We start from the raw sequence: 17,198 nt of genomic DNA, 5'->3' as shown, positions 1-17,198 counted from the left end.
GCCGCCCGCGCGGTTGCCCCTATTGTTCTGATAATCAAAGACGATAGGATCAACCGCGCGGGCGGCCCCGAGAATCTATAGAAACTAAATTGGACGAGTACTAGATTAGCGAGCAGGTATTCGTAGAAGGGTCAGCTTTTCTTATCTTGCCTGAACTATGATCATTCGTTTTGCTACATCAGCCGATGTGCCCGCTATTCTGGCTATTTATGCGCCTTTTATTACAGGATCGACCATTACGTTTGAATATGACATACCAACTGTTGCTGAGTTTACCGAACGTGTTCAAGCCATTCAGCAGCAATTTCCTTATCTGGTAGCTGAAATCGACGGGCGATTACTAGGGTATGCCTATGCGTCGAAGCACCGGGACCGAGCCGCGTATCAATGGTCCGTCGAGACATCGGTGTATGTGCATCCTGACCGTCACCGAAAAGGGATTGCTCGTCAGCTTTATAATACGTTATTTGATTTATTACGTCGGCAAGGCTATTACAATGCCTATGCGGGTATTACGTTGCCTAATCACAAAAGCGAATCATTTCATCGTTCATTCGACTTCGAACACATTGGGACGTATACGAATATTGGCTACAAGCTGGGGGCGTGGCATAGTGTGTCCTGGTTTCAGTTACCACTCCAACCTTATCAGACAAACCCACCCGTGCCAATTCCCATTACTCAACTAGAAATCAAAAAGAAACTTGATAAATAACGTAACTAATGGCCTATGGCACCTAATAGGCTTAAGTTCACACAAAAGGCTAATCCTTAAATCGAAAGAGTACAAGTTTACGGTTGAGGTTCCCACTGAGGTAAACGGCGATTGGTAAAATTATCAAATTGTTAAGAATGAAGTCGGCAAGGTAATGCGTGCTTAATTGCCTGTACTTTTGTAAGTGATTTTACTTACGAGTACCCTACGTAATTCTTGAACTTGTGATTCGCCGTTCTTTAGCTTTTTGTCTGGTAATCAATTTCTTTGTTGTCACGATTAGTCGTACACTTGCACAAACATCTCTTACGCCAGCAACTCCGTTAGGAAGCTGGCTGATTGCCACGGTTCAGTTGCCCGGTGGAGATAAAAAATGGGGCGGTTTTGCCGAATTGCAAGCCCGTAGTAATGGTACGTTCAGTCAATATTTTTACAATGAACTGAAGGCTGGCGTTAGTTACGACCTTGATAAAAATTTCTCGCTGATGGTAGCCGGTGGGCGTTATGCCACCTATGATTATCAGGATCTCTCAGCTGGTCCGCTCAATACCGAAAAGCGTATTTGGGAACAGCTCATCATCAATCAATACCTGACCCGACTTAAGTTTGAACATCGGTATCGTATTGAGCAGCGGTGGTTTACGTATCGTGACGGTACAACACCCTACCGCAACCGAATTCGGTATCGGCTGAATATGTTCGTGCCCCTTAATAATCGGACAATTACGGATAAAACAGCCTTCCTGTCTTTGTACGACGAAATCTTCGTTAATCCGCTAGGACCAACGTTTGAGCGGAATCGATTGTATGCAGGTGTGGGCTACCAGTTCGATCAACGCTGGATTATACAATTGGGACTTATAAACCAGACCAATTACAATCCGGCCACGTTTGAAAGTGGAGTATTTACCCCGCAGCTGGCCACGGGTAAGAACAATATCGTAGTTGGGCTGACCTACCGATTGAAGCGCAGTAAAAACTCCGAGAAACTACCGTCGCAGCCTGATTGATTTTTTCTCTGACAGGATTTACAGGATAAACAGGATTGAAGGGTCAAAATAATCCTGTAAATCCTGTCAGAGAAAAATTAAACTATTCGGGAAATACAGAATTCATGGATGCCGCCCGTTTCCCGGTACGCAATATGCAGGCCGTAACTGTCGCAGATTTGCCGGACAATGGCCAGCCCTAAGCCTACCGAATCGGGCCCAGTACTTTCTTTTTTGAAGCGCTCGAATAACCGTTCGGGGTCTGAGATCAATTGCCCTCCTGTATTACTTAAACACAACTGATCGGCGGTCGATGTTAGCTCGATTCGACCGTTGGGCTGGTTATGTTTGATGGCATTATTAACCAGATTCGTGACCAGGCTATCTGCCAGAGAAGCTGGAAGCTGGACGGCAAAGGGCGCAGTTGTTTGTAGGTTTATTGACAACTGCTTGAACGACAGGACCTCTTCCATGTCGGTTAGTTTTTCTGTCAAGAGTGCCGATAAATCGACTGATTGCGTATCACTAAACTGCCGATTCTCAATTTTAGCCAAAAGGAGTAATCCCTGATTCAACCGAGAAATGCGTCGGGATGCCTGATAAATTGACTCAATCCAGTTCGTTTGGGTTTCGGTGAGTTGTTCGGTCTGAATGAGTTGCTCCACTTTGGCGTTAATGAGAGCTAGGGGCGTTTGCATCTCATGCGATGCATTTTCAGTAAATTCTTTCAGACTTTGATAATCCTGCTGCATCTTCGCTGCCATTTTTTGCAACACATCGTTCAGCTCATTGAACTCCGTAATTTCTGACTTACTCAATTGCAGAGATGTATCGTTGTTGAGATCAAATTGCTTGATGCGCGCCAACGTACCGTAAAACGGAAGCCAGAGTCGGCCAGAGAGTTTACGTTGAAACCAGAACATGCCAAGCAACAGTAAACCCAGAAAAAGTACCATTGCAACACTAATCACTTCGATTAGCCGATAGGTCTGAATTAGAGACTTACGGATAGATACGCGGTGAATAATGCCGTGAATCGGTTCGTAGAAGGTCAATTGCCGGAACGGAATTAGTTCGCCATCGTAGCGATTTTCAATAAGTGTGTCTTTAAAGGCTTCCCGAATGGGGACACGTTTGCTAACGGGTATTACCTCAATCTTATTCTCAACAAAATACGGCGCACTCGTCCAGGCATTGTGTTTGCGGACATAGGTTTCAAAATCCCGCCGTTCGACTTTTAACCGACTTTCGACCTCATCGTAAATAAGGAGCCGGATAATCTGGTAAAAGGCCAGCGCGGTCAGCAGATAAATAACCAGCGAAAACGTCAGGTAAATCTGGTTAGTTTTGGTAAGCAGTTTCAAGGCTGACTAAATTTATAGCCGATTCCGTAGATGGATTGTACGTAATCGGCAGCTCCTTTTTCCAGCAATTTCCGGCGTAGATTTTTGATGTGCGAATACACCATATCGAACGAATCGGCGGAGTCGATATTATCGCCCCAAAGGTGCTCCGCAATGGAAGCTTTAGTGAGGGCTACATCCACATTCGACAGGAAATAAAGTAGTAAATCATACTCCTTTCGCGACAGTGTTGTGAGCTGCCCATTGACGAATACTTTGCGGGTATGGGGCACCACTACGATTTCCTGAAACCGAATTTCGGTGTGCCCACCAAACTGCCGCCGACGAAGCAGCGATTTAACACGAGCATTCAACTCCGACAAATGGAAGGGCTTGGTCAGGTAATCATCGGAGCCTATTTCGAGGCCTTTTAGTTTGTCTTCCAGTGCATTACGGGCCGATATAATGATGACGCCTGTTGTCGCAATAAGCCGTTTCAGCGTTTCGATAATCTGAAATCCATTGCCATCGGGCAACGTCAGATCAACAATCACGCAATCGTAGGTATAGAGATGAATTTTTTCTTCGGCATCCCGAAACGTAGCTGCTGTTTCGCAGATGTATCCATCCTTCACCATGTAATCGGTGATGCTTTCTGCTAACCCCTGTTCATCTTCTACGACCAATACTTTCATGACGTTGTCTGCGCTAATAGAGCGCTAAAATAGGCCGCAATGTTGGAAAGATTCTGTAGAGACGCAACCCTTTGCGTCTCCTCACCCGAATGGTTTTACTGACCAAAGAATACTGACGCGTGAGGAGACGCAAAGGGTTGCGTCTCTACATGATCTCCGTATTCGCAAAATACACCATCGCCTTGTACAAAAAGGCTGCGTATTCAGGATTCGCCTGATCATTCTGACTCGTAAAGCGTTGGTCATCCAGATAAAGCTGGGCCAATCCTTTGTAGGCTTCTTTCATATTTTTTGATCGACAAAGTTCTTCACCCCAAAAGCCCCGAATGTTGTCGTAATGACGCGCTATCTGTTGCTGAACAACTTTACTGGCTGGGTCTTGTTTTACCAGACTCATCAGCGTTTTGGCAATAGCCTTCTGGTCGGCTTTTAATTGCTCAAAACCCGCTTTCTCTTGTTGACGCAGGTTTTGCTCACTGGCTTCAACTTCTTCTGCACCATAGTTGGTAACGGCCTCCTGTCGGTATTGCGGCCCTTTCGGAAAGCCTTCGTATAACTCTTCGGTTGTTAACATAACTCGTTCTCCTTTTAAGGTTGAAATCGTTTTGTCAATCGTTGCCAGCAGCGTCGAGAGTCGGTATTGTCGGGCCTGGAGCGCCAGTTTATGACTTTCCAGCGCTTTGATCATGTTAAAATTCGGATCTTCCAGAATGTCGAGAATCTCGCTGAGTGAGAAATCGAGTTCTTTGTAAAAGAGAATCTGTTGCAGCCGAATTAGCTCGTTTTCGCCGTACAATCGGTACCTGGCCTCGGTACGGATCGATGGTTTTAACAGGCCTAACTGGTCGTAGTGATGAAGTGTGCGCACACTAACACCCGCTAGTTTCGCCAGCCTTTTAACCGAATATTGCCTCATTATAAACGCCTTGTGCTGATTAACGAAACAAATGTAAGCTATGACGTAAGGGGAGAGTCAAGAGAAATTTGCAGTTTTTTTGAAAATGTCCCAATCAGCTTTACGCCCGTTTTAGGGCCATTCATCGGCCATAATAGATGCTTGGTCAATTAAAGCTGTGAGCAGAGGAGGCAATGGTTCATTTTTGTGTCATCCTGCTAACAGAAACAACACGACTCATGAAATTTAAACACTGCCTATTGCTAGGGATTATCTTCGCTTCACTGTTCATTGGAACCCTAATCACGCTAAGTATGACAGCTCCTCACGATTTTACTATTGGCATGGCGAAAACAGTAGATCGATAACGCTTATCGATCCGTCCCTAGCTGTAGGTAATCGGTTTGGGTAGCCGATTCACAAGCCAAAGGCAGAACAGCGCATTGAAAATTAGGGTGAATGGAATCACGGAGATATTCTTGAAAAACAGAATAATTGCCCATTCAGACGATTGGTTGGAAATAATCTGGCGTGCCTGTAGCGTAATGTATAGACAGGTCTCATACGCTACGTGGTTGATCAGCTTGTTGACTAGCAGCGCGATAACCGAAAAAGCAACTAGATTAATCAGCAGACTAAGCCATTTATCCTTCATTTTTTGGACCGCTAGTCGCCAGTTTTGTTTACGACTATGCTTGTTCGTAACGAGTTGCACAAGACGAAGGGCACCAGTTTTAACATTGGTAAGCCCCAAGGCATAAACGAAAATCAACACCCGAACTGACTCAACCACTACTTCAAGCAATGTATTTGATAGCGGACTGATTGGGCCGAAGGCTTTGAGTTGAATCATCCGCCCAAAGGCAGCAATTAATCCCAGACCAAAGATGATCAAAAAGTGATTTTTGATAAATCGGATGGTGTGAATGGTCCAGTCGAGCGATTTGAGCAATTTCAGAGACGTTGTCATGGTAAGGAGTTGATTTAGGAAAACTCGTTTGCTCAAATCTATTGCATTTTGAGTTGGCTGTCAATGAGTTGTCTGTGGTTTCTGCATAATAAAAAGGCGCGGGCATTAGCCCGCGCCAGTATCTAGAATTTGTAAGTCTGCTTATACCAACGTAGCGTCAACGCTGATCGTGGTGTTGAACAGTTTCGAGATCGGGCAATTGTGTTCGGCATGATCGACCAACTCATCGAATTTAGCTTTGTCTAAGCCTGGAACGCTGGCCGTAAGCGTCAGTTTAGAACTGGTGATGCCAGCCTCTTCGAGCGTAATGGTGCATTTTACATCGAGCGAATCAGCCGCGAAGCCTGCTCCCTGAATGTTAAACGCTAACTGCATGGCAAAGCAACCTGCATGGGCAGCGGCTACCAGTTCTTCAGGATTGGTACCGACGCCATCGGCGAAACGGGTGTTGAACGAGTATTGTGTTTGATTCAGAACCGTGCTGGCTGTTGTCAGATTACCTTTACCATCCTTACCTGTTCCGGCCCAATGTGCTGATGCATTCCGTGTAATTTTCATGTCTGTATGATTTAGTTTTGTTAGCGATTTGTTTTTGATAGGACAAAAGTAGCCGGGCGATACTTGCCTATTTTTCACCTATGTTAAAAAGCGCTCGAACAAACTAAAAAAAATGATTACTGCCCCACACGATATCCTACATCACCATTTACACCAGTTTGCGCAACTCCCTGATGCCGATATGAAACTGGCCGATGAATTCTGGCACGTCAGGAAAATGCCCAAACACGATTACTTCAATTTCCAGAATTCGATTTGTCGGCAGGTTGGCTTTGTCTTGAAAGGGCTGTTTCGGGTATACTACATTGACCCTAAAACCGAGCTGGAGCACAACCTGTATTTCATTCCTGAGAACATGTTCCTGACGTCACTGAAAGGATTGTTGACCAAAACGGCCTGCCCGTATCTGATTGAAGCGCTGGAAGATGCTGAATTGCTGGTCATTGACCGGGAAGACTTGCAGCAGCTTTACCCAAGATCGCACAGCTGGGAACGCTTCGGGCGGATACTGGCCGAGCAGTATTTCCTATTCAATCAGATGCGGTCTGAAAGCTTGTTGACGCAAACCGCCGAGGAACGATATATCGATTTAATCGAAAGTCAGCCGGATATTCTGAATCGTGTATCGTTGGGGCACATTTCGTCTTATCTGGGCATTAAAGGTCCATCTCTAAGCCGAATTCGGGCGCAGGTCGCGCGTAAATAGTAGCGGTAAAACGGAATTATAAGCCCACTGTTTTAGCTGTGGGCTTATAATTCCGTTTTATACGAACTCAATACCCTTCATCCGTAACCAGATAGAAGCTCTTAGGGTAAGTCGATTGATCGTCGTTTTGAATCGTAACCGTCAGAAATTCAACGTGTGTGTAGGGGCTGAATAAAACGATTACACTATCGATAATGGATTGGCCTTGCGATAACGTCTGAGTTTTTATGAACTCCAGCGCTTCGTCCTGTGAGTCGAAACTACCGAGTAAATCGCCTAAGTTAAGGGCTGGCTCCTGATCGGGGAGTTCTCCTGTTGTGTTGGAGATGGGGGAATCGGCTGGCTCTTCTGAATCGTTGATGGGAGCCGTATACAGTTCTATAGTCATCCAAATAAAATGTAGTGTATAAACGGTTAACTAATTTCGGCTCATTTTGATCGAACAAATTCCCATTCCCACACGTCGCCATCTTCCTCATCCCAGATCGTTCCGAGATTCACAAAACCATTTTTCTGGAGAATACGCGTGGAGTAACTTTCCTCTGGTAACGTTCGGGCTGTAACTATAACGGCAGGATCAGTCTTTAGGGCGAGTTGTACCAATTGGGCACACATTTCGGCTCCAATACCTTGATGCTGGTAGTCTGGGAAAGTGCCATACGCAATCTCAACCCGACCGTTTTTAGGCTTTCCTTTGAACGCGCAACTGCCCATTAAATGACCATCGAGTTGAGCGTAATAGCCAATCCAAGGCGGGTTGTAGCCGATTTTATTGAAAAACTCAATCGTCATCGAAAGACTTGGCTCACAATCGGGATGATTGAGAAATTGGGTGTTTTCGGAAAGGGTTGGGTAGATGGGAAGGAGGAGCATATGGAGGAGTTATCATCAAAAGGTGAGTTGCAAATGCCCGCCTAATCCTTCGACAATGCGCATTAGCGTGGTTAGACGAATGTCACTAGCATCGTTTTCTATGCGCGAGATGTAGTTTTTTGTCGTTCCTACTTTCAAGGCTAGTTCTTCCTGAGTTAAATTCTGCTTTTTTCGAGCCTCCTGGATCAGAACACCAATTTTGAAGGCTTCATAACCTTGTTCATAGGCTTCACGAGTAGCGGTTCCTTTTTGACCATATTTTTGATTGAGATGATCGTCAAAGGAGGTTAGATTATCGAGAGGATTTTTCATTATAATATGCTTGTTTTAATCGTTCTGCACGTTCCAGTTCTTGTTTAGGTGTCTTGTCTGTTTTCTTCTGAAATCCATTCATCAGGACTACCAAATTGCCTTCGTCATAAAAGCAGAAGACCCGGAAAATGTTACTACCAACCTTGATTCTGATTTCAAACAGCCCGTCACTACCTTCTAAATGTTTAAAATATTTTTCTGGAATGATTGGTAAATCTCTAACCAAGCCAATTACCCAGTCGATTTTCAATTGAATCTCCGGTTTTTGAGCATGGTAAAAATCCCAGAAGTAATTTTTGTAAACCAGAATGTTACGTGGTATTCGTGGTGCCATGTACTAAAGTTGCCTAACTGGATAACAACAGGCAAATCTAATCAGTTCTCGTACTTAATTTCAGGTAAAAGAGAAAGTTAGAGGAGCGGATTTGCTGATGTTGATTTAATACCCCCAATTCTTTCTGTCAAAGGCCCTATTTCCCAAATGTTTCCAAATTTGAGATCGTGTTTTGTAGACACTTGATCGTACCGGCGCCTAAGGTCGGTCAGGTTGTTGTGAATGAAACATGCTCTTTTTCATTGCTCCCCACAGCGATTCTCCGGTCGTCTCGCGTATCGAACTCGATCGGGCTGGCTTCTTATGCTGGGTACAAGCCTGCTGACGTTCCAGGTATCGGGGCAATCGCTTACACTGAATCAGGTAGTCGAGCAGTCGGTTCGACAGTATCCTTTCCTGAAATCCAAACAGGCTGAGGTTAGTAGCGCCGAACGGCGGTTACAGGCCAGCCGGACTGAGTTGCTGCCTACCATGATCCTTCAGGATCAGTACAACTACGCCACGAGCAACAGCCTGAATAACTCGTTCTTTCCGAACGAAGGCACGAACATCTCGACCTCGGGCGGTGTGCGGGCTACCGCTATTTCGCAGGCTAGTTTTGGTAGCTATACCAGCGCGTCTATCGAGTGGCGGGCCATTACATTCGGACGTATCAAGGCGAATGTGGGCGTGGCTAAAGCCGACCTTCAGCGGAGTCAGGTTGATTACGAAAACGAGATTTTCCAGCATCAGGTCCGAACGATTGATGCTTATCTGCTACTGCTGATCAATCAGAAACTGGTGCAGATTCAACGCACGAACCTGGATCGGGCGCAGACCTTCAAACGGGTGGTCGATGCGGGTGTCCGGTCGGGGATGCGGGCAGGTGTCGATAGTTCGCTGGCCACTGCCGAAGCCGTTCGTGCCCGACTGCTTTTACTGAGCAGCCAGCAGCAGGAACAGGTGCAGCGATTACGTCTTTCTGAATTGGCCGGTCAATTGCAGAACGATATGCGGGTGGATAGTATGAGTTTCTATTCGACACTTCCGAATGGGGTTTTTCTGTCCGATTCGCTTTCGCCCAAGAATCCAACCTTACGGTTATTTGAATCCCAGATAAATCTGTCAGCGGCTCGTAGTCTGGCTACCCAGCGTTCCGGGATGCCGGTTATTTCATTGGTTGGTGTGGGTAATGCCCGGGGTTCCGGCTTCTCGAACCAACAGGGCGATGTTTTTCAATCAAATCAACTGAATGGTCTTGGTTATCAGGTTGGTAACTATCTCGTCGGCGTTGTAGCTCGCTGGAATCTGACCAACACACTACGTTCCCGGCACGATTATCAGGCCGATCAATATCTGGTAGAACGTTCCCGGCAGTTGTTCAACACGCAGCGATTGCAGATAACCCGCCAGTATCAGGAAGCGGAAACGCTGTATCAGGTTGCGCTGGAACAAGCCCGGCAGGCGCCCATTCAATTGCAAGCTGCCCGGCAAGCCTATAATCAGGCAAAATCACGCTACGAAAGTGGTTTGACCGATTTGCCAACCTTGCTGCAAAGTGTACTCACGCTCAACCGGGCGGAGGTCGATGGCTATGTGGCTGTCAGTAACGTATGGCGTTTCCTACTCCTGAAAGCAGCTGCTGACGGGGACTTGTCGCTGTTTATGAATCAAGTTAAATAAGGTTTACAGTTTATGGTATTCGGTTTATGGTAGGCTGGCGCGTAAGCTCTTATACGCCAACCGTAAACCGAATACCATAAACCGAATACGAAAAAGCTATGTATAACATCATTCGTTCCGCATTGCGTAAACCCATTTCGGTGGTTGTGATGGTTATGGGGCTTCTGTTTTTCTCGGTGATGTCGCTGTTTACCATTCCGGTCGACATTTTCCCGAACCTGGATTTGCCAACGATTTACGTGGTGCAGTCGTATGGCGGTATGTCACCCGATCAGATGGATGGCTTCATGGCGACACGTTACCAGGATCACTTTCTGTATGTGTCGGGGATTCGCGACATCGATGTAAAAACGATTCAGGGGTTGTCGTTGATCAAACTTTCGTTCTACCCCGGTACCGATATGGCCCAGGCTGCGGCCGAGGTAGCCAACAACGTATCGAGGGCGAAGGCGTACATGCCCGAAGGAACGGTGCCGCCCCAGGTTGTCCGATTTGATGCCAGTTCGGTGCCGGTGGGGCAGCTGGTTTTTGAAAGTCCGAGCCGATCCTTAAATGAAATTCAGGATTATGCGTCATCGCGGGTGCGACCTATGTTCTCCCGGATTCCAGGCGTATCCAGTCCACCGCCGTTCGGGGGAAACCAACGGTCGGTCATTATCAAAGTTAACCCCCAACTGGTCCGTAGTTATCAGTTAACCCCTGAGGAGGTAATTAAGGCGATTGTGACCAACAACCAGCCGTCGCCTGCTGGTAATATCCGGGTTGGGGATAAAACCATGATGACGCCCGTTAACTCGCTGGTTAAACGGCCGGAAGACTTTCTGAATATACCCATTCGGGTTGGTTCAGGACCCACGGTGTTTGTGCGGGACATAGGTACCGTGGAAGATGCTGCTGACATCACGGTGAGTTATGCGCTAGTCAATGGTCGACGGGCGGTATACATTCCCGTTGTCAAAAAGTCGGACGCATCGACCCTCGATGTCGTCAATAACCTTCGCAAAGCCATGCCCGAATTGCAGGCAGCTGTGCCCGAAGATGTGAAAATTTCGTACCAGTTCGACCAGTCGGTTTACGTAACCAACGCGCTGAAAAGCCTGGTATCGGAAGGGATTCTTGGCGCTGTACTGACGGGCTTGATGGTGCTGCTCTTCCTACGTGACTGGCGAAGTGTGATCATTGTGGTTATGACCATTCCGATCTCGATTCTATCGGCTGTAATCATGCTGAATCTGTTTGGTCAGACTATCAACATCATGACCTTATCCGGGTTGGCGCTGGCTATCGGGATTCTGGTTGATCAGGCTACAGTAACGATCGAAAATATTCACCAGCATCTGGAGATGGGCAAGCCCAAAGCGGTGGCCATTTGGGATGCCTGTAAGGAAATCGTTTTCCCCGAATTCCTGATTCTGCTGGCTATTCTGGCCGTATTTGCCCCTGCGTTCGTAATGAGTGGAGTACCCCGCTCTATGTTCCTGCCGCTGTCGCTGTCCGTTGGTTTTGCCATGATTGCGTCGTTCCTGTTGTCGCAGACGTTCGTACCAGTGCTGGCGAACTGGTTGCTGAAAAGCCATCCCGAACATGAAGCGCCCACCCTTGCCCTGGATGCTCGGGAACGTCACATGATCGAAGAGGAACACGCACCAGCCAACGCTAAAGGATTTGAGAAATTCAAGCAACGCTATTCCGCATCGCTCGAAAAAATTCTGAACCGTCGCGGATTGGTCGTTGGCGGGTATCTGGTTGGTAGTGTGGCGGTTATCGTTGCCTGTTTTATGGTCATTGGAACCGATATTCTGCCGCATGGCAATAGTCATCAGTTTCAGATGCGCCTACGGATTCCCGACGGTACGCGTGTAGAGCGCACCGAAATGGCCATGCTAAAAGTGCTTGGGATTATCAAAGAAGCGGTAGGCGGTGAGAACGTCGAAATTTCATCGGCCTATGTCGGTACAGTCCCATCCAGCTATGGTACCTCCAACATCTTCGTGTTTAACAGTGGCCCACACGAAGCGGTTTTGCAGGTATCGCTGAAAGAAGATTATCATGTTAAAATGGACAATCTGAAGGAAGAGCTGCGGAGACGTATTGCCCAGGCCTTACCGACGGCCGCTATTTCGTTCGAGCCGATTGAGCTAACCGAAAAGATCATGAGTCAGGGGGCCAACACGCCTATCGAAGTGAAGGTAGCGGCCAAAAACCTGAAAGAAGCGGGTCGGTTCGCCAATAAGATTCGGGAGCGAATGGCAAAAATTGCCTTCCTGCGCGATGTGCAGATTGCTCAGCCGCTGAATTATCCGATCCTGAACGTGACCATGAATCGCGAACGGGCTGGACAGTTGGGCGTTACATCTACACAGGTCGCTCGTTCCATGGTGGCCGCTACGTCGTCGAGCCGTTTTACGGATAAAAACCTATGGCTCGATGAATCGAAAGGACTGGCTTATCAGGTTCAGGTACAGATTCCTGAATATCAGATGGGAAGCGCCAACGACATTGGTAACATTCCATTACGCAGTGGCGAAATGCACCCCGTATTGTCGGATGTAGCGACCTTTTCGGAAGGAACCGCGCCCGGTGAATATGACCGCGCTGGCCCAAACAATCTGGTAACGGTTACGGCTAACTTACAGGAAAAAGACCTGGGGTCGGCTCGGAAAGCGGTTGAGCAGGCTATTAAGGAAGCAGGCCAACCTCCTCGTGGCGTCATTGTGGAAATGGGTGGGCAAACCAACCTTCTGACCGATACCCTTAATAGTTTGCAGACGGGGCTACTCGTGGCCATCGTGATTATCTTCCTCCTGCTGGCAGCTAATTACCAGTCGTTTAAGTTGTCACTGGTGATTCTGGCGGCTATTCCGGCGGTGGTAGCGGGGGCTTTGCTCATGCTGCTGGCCTGCGGGGCTACGTTGAACCTGCAATCGTATATGGGGCTGATTATGTCGGTGGGGGTGTCGGTAGCGAACGCCATTCTGATGGTAACCAATGCTGAAAACCTACGGCTGGACATCGGCGATACGCGTAAGGCGGTCGTACTAGCGGCTAATAGCCGGATTCGCCCGATTCTGATGACCAGTATTGCCATGATTGCGGGTATGGTGCCGATGGCATCAGGGCTAGGCGAAGGGGGCGATCAGATTGCCCCACTGGGACAGGCCGTTATCGGCGGACTGATTGCGTCGACATTGGCCGCTCTCCTGATTCTACCTTGTGTGTTTACCCAGCTTCAGGCCAAAGCCACTACCCAGTCGGTATCGCTCGACCCAGAAGATCCCGAAAGCAAATATTACCATCAGGAACAGCAGGAACTGAGTCATAGCCTGTAATAAAAGTATCATCTATCTCTAGTCAAAGGAAATCGACATGAACTCGTCAATCATAAATCGCTCAAGTGTTAACCCGCGACGTAGTTATTCGCTCATTCGCTCATTTGCCCTTTCGCTCTTTGTTCCTGTTGCCATGACTGCCTGCTCGTCGGCTAGTAGCGAAACGAAATCAACTGCCGAGAAAGCGCCAGAAGTGCAACAGGTTACCGTAACGACTGTGCAGGAGTTACAACCTAGCAAACGGGTTACACTGCCAGGCGAGTTAAAACCCTGGAATCGAGTGAGCATGTATGCCAAAGTGAAAGGCTTTGTGCGTGATATTTCGGTCGATCGGGGCACGATGGTTCACAAAGGCCAGGTATTAGCCCGACTCGATGCGCCCGAAGTGATTTCGGAATTGAGTCAGGCGCAGGCGCAGGTTCAGGCGCAGGAAGCTACTCTGGTCGAGCAAACAACCCGCGCCCGCGCCAGTCGGTTGACCTACAATCGGTTGCTACAAACGGCTAAAATGGAAGGGGCTGTATCGGCCAATGAACTCGACCAGGCGCTGGCCCGAATGCAGGGCGATAGTGCTATGGTTGCCGTAGCACGAGGCACCGTACAAGCTGCCCGCTCCAACTACCAGGCCAAAACCGAACTTCGCCAATACCTCACCATTACCGCTCCGTTCGATGGTATGGTGATTGAACGGAACATCAGCCCTGGTGCTCTTGTTGGTGCGGGCGATAGCGGTAAGCCACTATTCGTTCTGGAAGACAGCCGGACTTTGCGTTTAACGGTTGCCATTCCGGAATCATTTGCGAATCAGTTAAAGTCGAAAAGTGCCGTTTCGTTCACGGTCAATGCGATTCCCAATCGGCAGTTTAACGCGAAACTAGCTCGTTCGGCGCAAAGCCTGGTTGAAGCCAATCGTGCCATGATGGCTGAGTTCGATGTAGCCAATCCTGGTCACGAATTGAAAGCTGGTATGTATGCCGAAGTACAAATGCCCATCGAACGAACGGGTAAAACGATGTTCGTGCCGACAACTTCGGTGGTTAGCTCTAGCGAAAAAATGTTTGTAATTAAAGTAAATGATAACCGGGCGCAATGGGTATCGGTGCAAAAAGGGAACGTTCTGGACAGTCTGGTGGAGGTATTTGGCGATGTACAACCCGGTATGACCATTGTTAAAAAAGCGTCGGAAGAAATTCGTGATGGTCAAGAAGTAAAAGGTGTGAATAAGTAGGCTTTGTTGATTATTATGCGTGGTGTCGGTTTTAAGAAACCGACACCACGCAGGATCATTTCAGTACAACAAATAGGGCCTTACCTCCTCGGCCCACGCTTCACAAGCTAGTAGTTTGTGAAGCGTTTTTGTAAACAAAGCAATCGGTAGCTCAAATAGCGACTCCGAATCAGGAGTGCCCAATAACTTATCCAGATGATGTTTCCCCGTCGGATTGACATGAGTGGAGTAAGGTGCCCAGTCAAATTGATCAGGCTGGTGATCATATACCAGTTTGATAAACAACAGCCCGGATAAAACGGGTTTGAACTTGGTCGGTTCTGTAACATGAAACATAACCCCTCGGCATAATTGACCCACGTATTTGCCGCTTTGTGGCGTAAACGTAATCGCTCGCCCGACCACTCCTCCCAATTCTAATTCGTTAAATTGCCGCACTATTCGATTGGCGTCTAACCAGGGCGCTCCCGCTAGTTGAAAAGGCGTAGCTGTTCCTCGTCCTTCGCTGAGATTGGTAGCCTCCAGTAGCCCCAGACCAGGGTAAAGCAAAGCCGCTTCGGCACTGACCATAGCGGGCGAGGTTGGCACAAAAGAAGACTGCCAATCTCGTGAAAAAGCCTCCCGATGCCAGCCTTCGGTTTTCACGATGATCAGGTCAAGAGCGGGCAATCGGTTCTGTTTCCAGTAGTTGGCCAATTCGCCAAACGTACAGGAATGTCGTACTGGTAACTGCCATCTGCCAATGAACGAAGCGCAAGCGATTTCGTCTAAAATTGGGCCTTCTGCCAACTCCATATTACCGGAAAGTGGATTGGGTCGATCAAGGAGAATTAAGGGCTTCTTGTGGAGCGTACAGGCTTCCATGACGTGCGTAAGCGTCCAGAGATACGTATAAAAGCGGCAACCGATATCGGGCAGGTCAACAAGTACCGCATCGACATCGGCTAAGTCCTCGGCAGTAGGCTGAAGTTTATCGCCGTACAGGCTGATAATTGGCAAACCGGTTAAGGAATCTATTCCATTGGGCATCAATCGACCATCCTCACCAATCGCTTCCAGACCATGTTCGGGTGAGAATAACGTAACGATTGGGTAGCCAGCAGCAAGCAATGCCTGCCGCGAGGGCATATAAGTCGAGGTTGTGGCTGCCTGATTGGTGACGAGGGCCAAGCGTTGCGAGGAATAACGAGCGGCCTGTTTTAGGAAAATATCGACGCCAAATCGTACGGTCATGTGATGTTTGTCAGGGCCAAGCTCTGGCTTGGCCTGTTAAGTTATTTGGCCAAGCCAGAGCTTGGCCTTGACAATGAAAATTACTTTGCCTCTGTCTGAATATGCTCAGGTAATGGTCCCACGCCAACCAGATAAGCGGGGATTCGGCGCACGAAAGGTACGTGTTTGAGGAACCAGAGTATGAACGGTGGAAAGCTAGCAGGTCTGGTTGTCGATGCATTGATAAAGTGTCGGTGGACGAAGATTTGCCCGAATTGAATAATTTGGACGGGCCACAAACGTCGGCGCTGAATACGCGCTAATTCAGTTATCGTAACCGGACCTTTTTGCAGGGAAGCCGTCAATAGATTGGCTGTGGCAACGGCATCCTGAATGGCCATGTTGACGCCCACACCACCCGCTGGCGACATCGCATGCGCGGCATCGCCAATGCACAACAGCCCCGGTTTGTACCATTTCCGTAAACGATCAACCTTGACAGTGAGCAGGCTAATTTGATCCCAGGATTTTAATTCTTTCACATAGTCACCAACAAAAGGAGCCATACTTAGAATACTGGCTTGTAAGTCAGCAAGACCCCGTTGTTTTATTGAGTCGAATTGACCTTTGGGAATAATATAGCCACATTGGAAATACTCATGTCGGTCTATCAGCACCATAAATTGGCCTGATTTAAAATAACCTACTGACTGTTCGCCGATGGCAGGGTCTTTCGGAATTCGCATCCAGAGTACGTCGATGGGAACCCCGAAATCCTGGACAGGCAACCCCGCCTTTTCACGAATGACAGAAGTGCGGCCATCGGTGCCCACTACAAGATCGGCCCGGATTTCTAATTCACCCGTTGGACTGGTAGCTCGCACACCCAAGACTTTCTCGTTTTCTTCAATCAGATCAGTTGCTTTTGTTTCCAGGTATAGATGAAACGCAGGAAATTGTTTGGCTTTATCGGCCAGAAAGTTGAGGAAATCCCACTGGGGCATGAAGGCAATAAACTTGCAAGTTGTGGGCAAGTGCGCGAAGTCGGCAACGGGGACTTCCTGTCCTTCCATGGTTCCGTGAACGGCCCGAAGCTCCTGGTGAGGCAGTTTGAGAAACTCATCTAATAAACCCAACTCAACCAGTAATTCTAAGGTTGATGGATGAATGGTATCTCCCCGGAAATCGCGTAGAAAATCTTTATGCTTTTCCAGAACAACAACATCAACTCCCGACCGGGCCAGTAGAAAACCCAACATCATACCGGCTGGTCCACCACCCACAATACAGCAGCGTGTGGTTATGTTTTTCTGATTCGGCTGTGGGGGTTGCATAGGAAAAGTGTCGATCGCCAGTGTTTGCTGTTAAAACAGAATG

Annotated in this window: 17 protein-coding genes; 6 read left to right on the top strand and 11 right to left on the bottom strand. The window is 47.9% G+C overall.

The genetic code is table 11. The annotated features are described in order from the left end of the window. Positions 1–157: 157 nt before the first annotated feature. Positions 158–715 (top strand): GNAT family N-acetyltransferase, encoded by a 558-nt coding sequence (locus ACYVGR_RS25400; protein ID WP_460962059.1) that lies wholly within the window; start codon positions 158–160, stop codon positions 713–715. 224 nt (positions 716–939) lie between these two features. Next, on the top strand, positions 940–1,725 hold the full coding sequence (locus ACYVGR_RS25395; RefSeq protein WP_460962056.1) for a DUF2490 domain-containing protein: 786 nt from the start codon (positions 940–942) through the stop codon (positions 1,723–1,725). Between the two features lie 77 nt (positions 1,726–1,802). On the opposite strand, the gene ACYVGR_RS25390 is transcribed toward ACYVGR_RS25395, so the two are convergent. The 5 genes from ACYVGR_RS25390 to ACYVGR_RS25370 all read right to left on the bottom strand — a co-directional run bounded on the left by ACYVGR_RS25390 (position 1,803) and on the right by ACYVGR_RS25370 (position 6,165). Further along, on the bottom strand, positions 1,803–3,068 hold the full coding sequence (locus tag ACYVGR_RS25390) for a sensor histidine kinase (protein ID WP_460962054.1): 1,266 nt from the start codon (positions 3,066–3,068) through the stop codon (positions 1,803–1,805). After that, positions 3,065–3,742 carry a response regulator transcription factor gene (locus ACYVGR_RS25385; protein WP_460962052.1) on the bottom strand — a complete coding sequence of 226 codons (678 nt, stop codon included), beginning with the start codon at positions 3,740–3,742 and terminating at the stop codon, positions 3,065–3,067. The genes ACYVGR_RS25390 and ACYVGR_RS25385 overlap by 4 nt, the downstream gene beginning before the upstream one ends. 145 nt (positions 3,743–3,887) lie before the next feature. Further along, the gene (locus tag ACYVGR_RS25380) at positions 3,888–4,658 is read right to left on the bottom strand and encodes a MerR family transcriptional regulator (RefSeq protein WP_460962050.1); all 771 of its coding nucleotides are present in this window, start codon (positions 4,656–4,658) and stop codon (positions 3,888–3,890) included. A gap of 364 nt (positions 4,659–5,022) precedes the next feature. Further along, a complete protein-coding gene (locus ACYVGR_RS25375; RefSeq protein WP_460962048.1) occupies positions 5,023–5,607 on the bottom strand; it encodes a hypothetical protein in 585 nt (194 codons plus the stop codon). 141 nt (positions 5,608–5,748) lie between these two features. Next, entirely contained in the window at positions 5,749–6,165 is a 417-nt protein-coding gene (locus ACYVGR_RS25370) for an OsmC family protein (RefSeq protein ID WP_460962046.1), read from the bottom strand. A 112-nt stretch (positions 6,166–6,277) separates the two neighbouring features. On the opposite strand from ACYVGR_RS25370, the gene ACYVGR_RS25365 reads away from it, so the two are divergent. Then, positions 6,278–6,871 (top strand): Crp/Fnr family transcriptional regulator, encoded by a 594-nt coding sequence (locus tag ACYVGR_RS25365; RefSeq protein WP_460962044.1) that lies wholly within the window; start codon positions 6,278–6,280, stop codon positions 6,869–6,871. Positions 6,872–6,938: 67 nt separating this feature from the next. Here the strand turns inward: ACYVGR_RS25365 and ACYVGR_RS25360 are convergent, their stop codons facing one another. The 4 genes from ACYVGR_RS25360 to ACYVGR_RS25345 are packed head-to-tail and all read right to left on the bottom strand — an operon-like array spanning position 6,939 to position 8,390. Next, positions 6,939–7,259, bottom strand: coding sequence for a hypothetical protein (locus ACYVGR_RS25360; protein WP_460962042.1), 321 nt, complete (start codon positions 7,257–7,259; stop codon positions 6,939–6,941). Between the two features lie 41 nt (positions 7,260–7,300). Then, positions 7,301–7,744 carry a GNAT family N-acetyltransferase gene (locus ACYVGR_RS25355; RefSeq protein ID WP_460962040.1) on the bottom strand — a complete coding sequence of 148 codons (444 nt, stop codon included), beginning with the start codon at positions 7,742–7,744 and terminating at the stop codon, positions 7,301–7,303. A 15-nt stretch (positions 7,745–7,759) separates the two neighbouring features. Next, a complete protein-coding gene (locus ACYVGR_RS25350) occupies positions 7,760–8,056 on the bottom strand; it encodes a helix-turn-helix domain-containing protein (protein WP_460962038.1) in 297 nt (98 codons plus the stop codon). Further along, complete coding sequence (locus ACYVGR_RS25345) at positions 8,037–8,390, bottom strand: type II toxin-antitoxin system RelE/ParE family toxin (protein ID WP_460962036.1); 354 nt, start codon at positions 8,388–8,390, stop codon at positions 8,037–8,039. The genes ACYVGR_RS25350 and ACYVGR_RS25345 overlap by 20 nt, the downstream gene beginning before the upstream one ends. Positions 8,391–8,612: 222 nt before the next feature. Here ACYVGR_RS25345 and ACYVGR_RS25340 point away from each other — a divergent pair, with 222 nt between their 5' ends. The 3 genes from ACYVGR_RS25340 (at position 8,613) to ACYVGR_RS25330 (ending at position 14,609) form a co-directional block, all read left to right on the top strand. Continuing rightward, a complete protein-coding gene (locus tag ACYVGR_RS25340; RefSeq protein WP_460962034.1) occupies positions 8,613–10,052 on the top strand; it encodes a TolC family protein in 1,440 nt (479 codons plus the stop codon). Between the two features lie 98 nt (positions 10,053–10,150). After that, positions 10,151–13,381: an efflux RND transporter permease subunit gene (locus ACYVGR_RS25335; protein WP_460962032.1), complete on the top strand. Its 3,231-nt coding sequence runs from the start codon at positions 10,151–10,153 to the stop codon at positions 13,379–13,381. A gap of 37 nt (positions 13,382–13,418) precedes the next feature. Next, positions 13,419–14,609: an efflux RND transporter periplasmic adaptor subunit gene (locus tag ACYVGR_RS25330; RefSeq protein WP_460962029.1), complete on the top strand. Its 1,191-nt coding sequence runs from the start codon at positions 13,419–13,421 to the stop codon at positions 14,607–14,609. Between the two features lie 60 nt (positions 14,610–14,669). Here the strand turns inward: ACYVGR_RS25330 and ACYVGR_RS25325 are convergent, their stop codons facing one another. Together ACYVGR_RS25325 and ACYVGR_RS25320 are read right to left on the bottom strand one after the other, a co-directional pair. Beyond that, on the bottom strand, positions 14,670–15,842 hold the full coding sequence (locus ACYVGR_RS25325; RefSeq protein ID WP_460962027.1) for an exo-beta-N-acetylmuramidase NamZ family protein: 1,173 nt from the start codon (positions 15,840–15,842) through the stop codon (positions 14,670–14,672). Between the two features lie 80 nt (positions 15,843–15,922). Continuing rightward, on the bottom strand, positions 15,923–17,155 hold the full coding sequence (locus tag ACYVGR_RS25320; protein WP_460962025.1) for an FAD-dependent oxidoreductase: 1,233 nt from the start codon (positions 17,153–17,155) through the stop codon (positions 15,923–15,925). Positions 17,156–17,198 lie beyond the last annotated feature (43 nt).

The sequence above is a fragment of the Spirosoma litoris genome, assembly GCF_054776755.1.
Note: the sequence above shows the minus strand (reverse complement) of the source record. Positions and strands in the feature narration are given on the sequence as shown.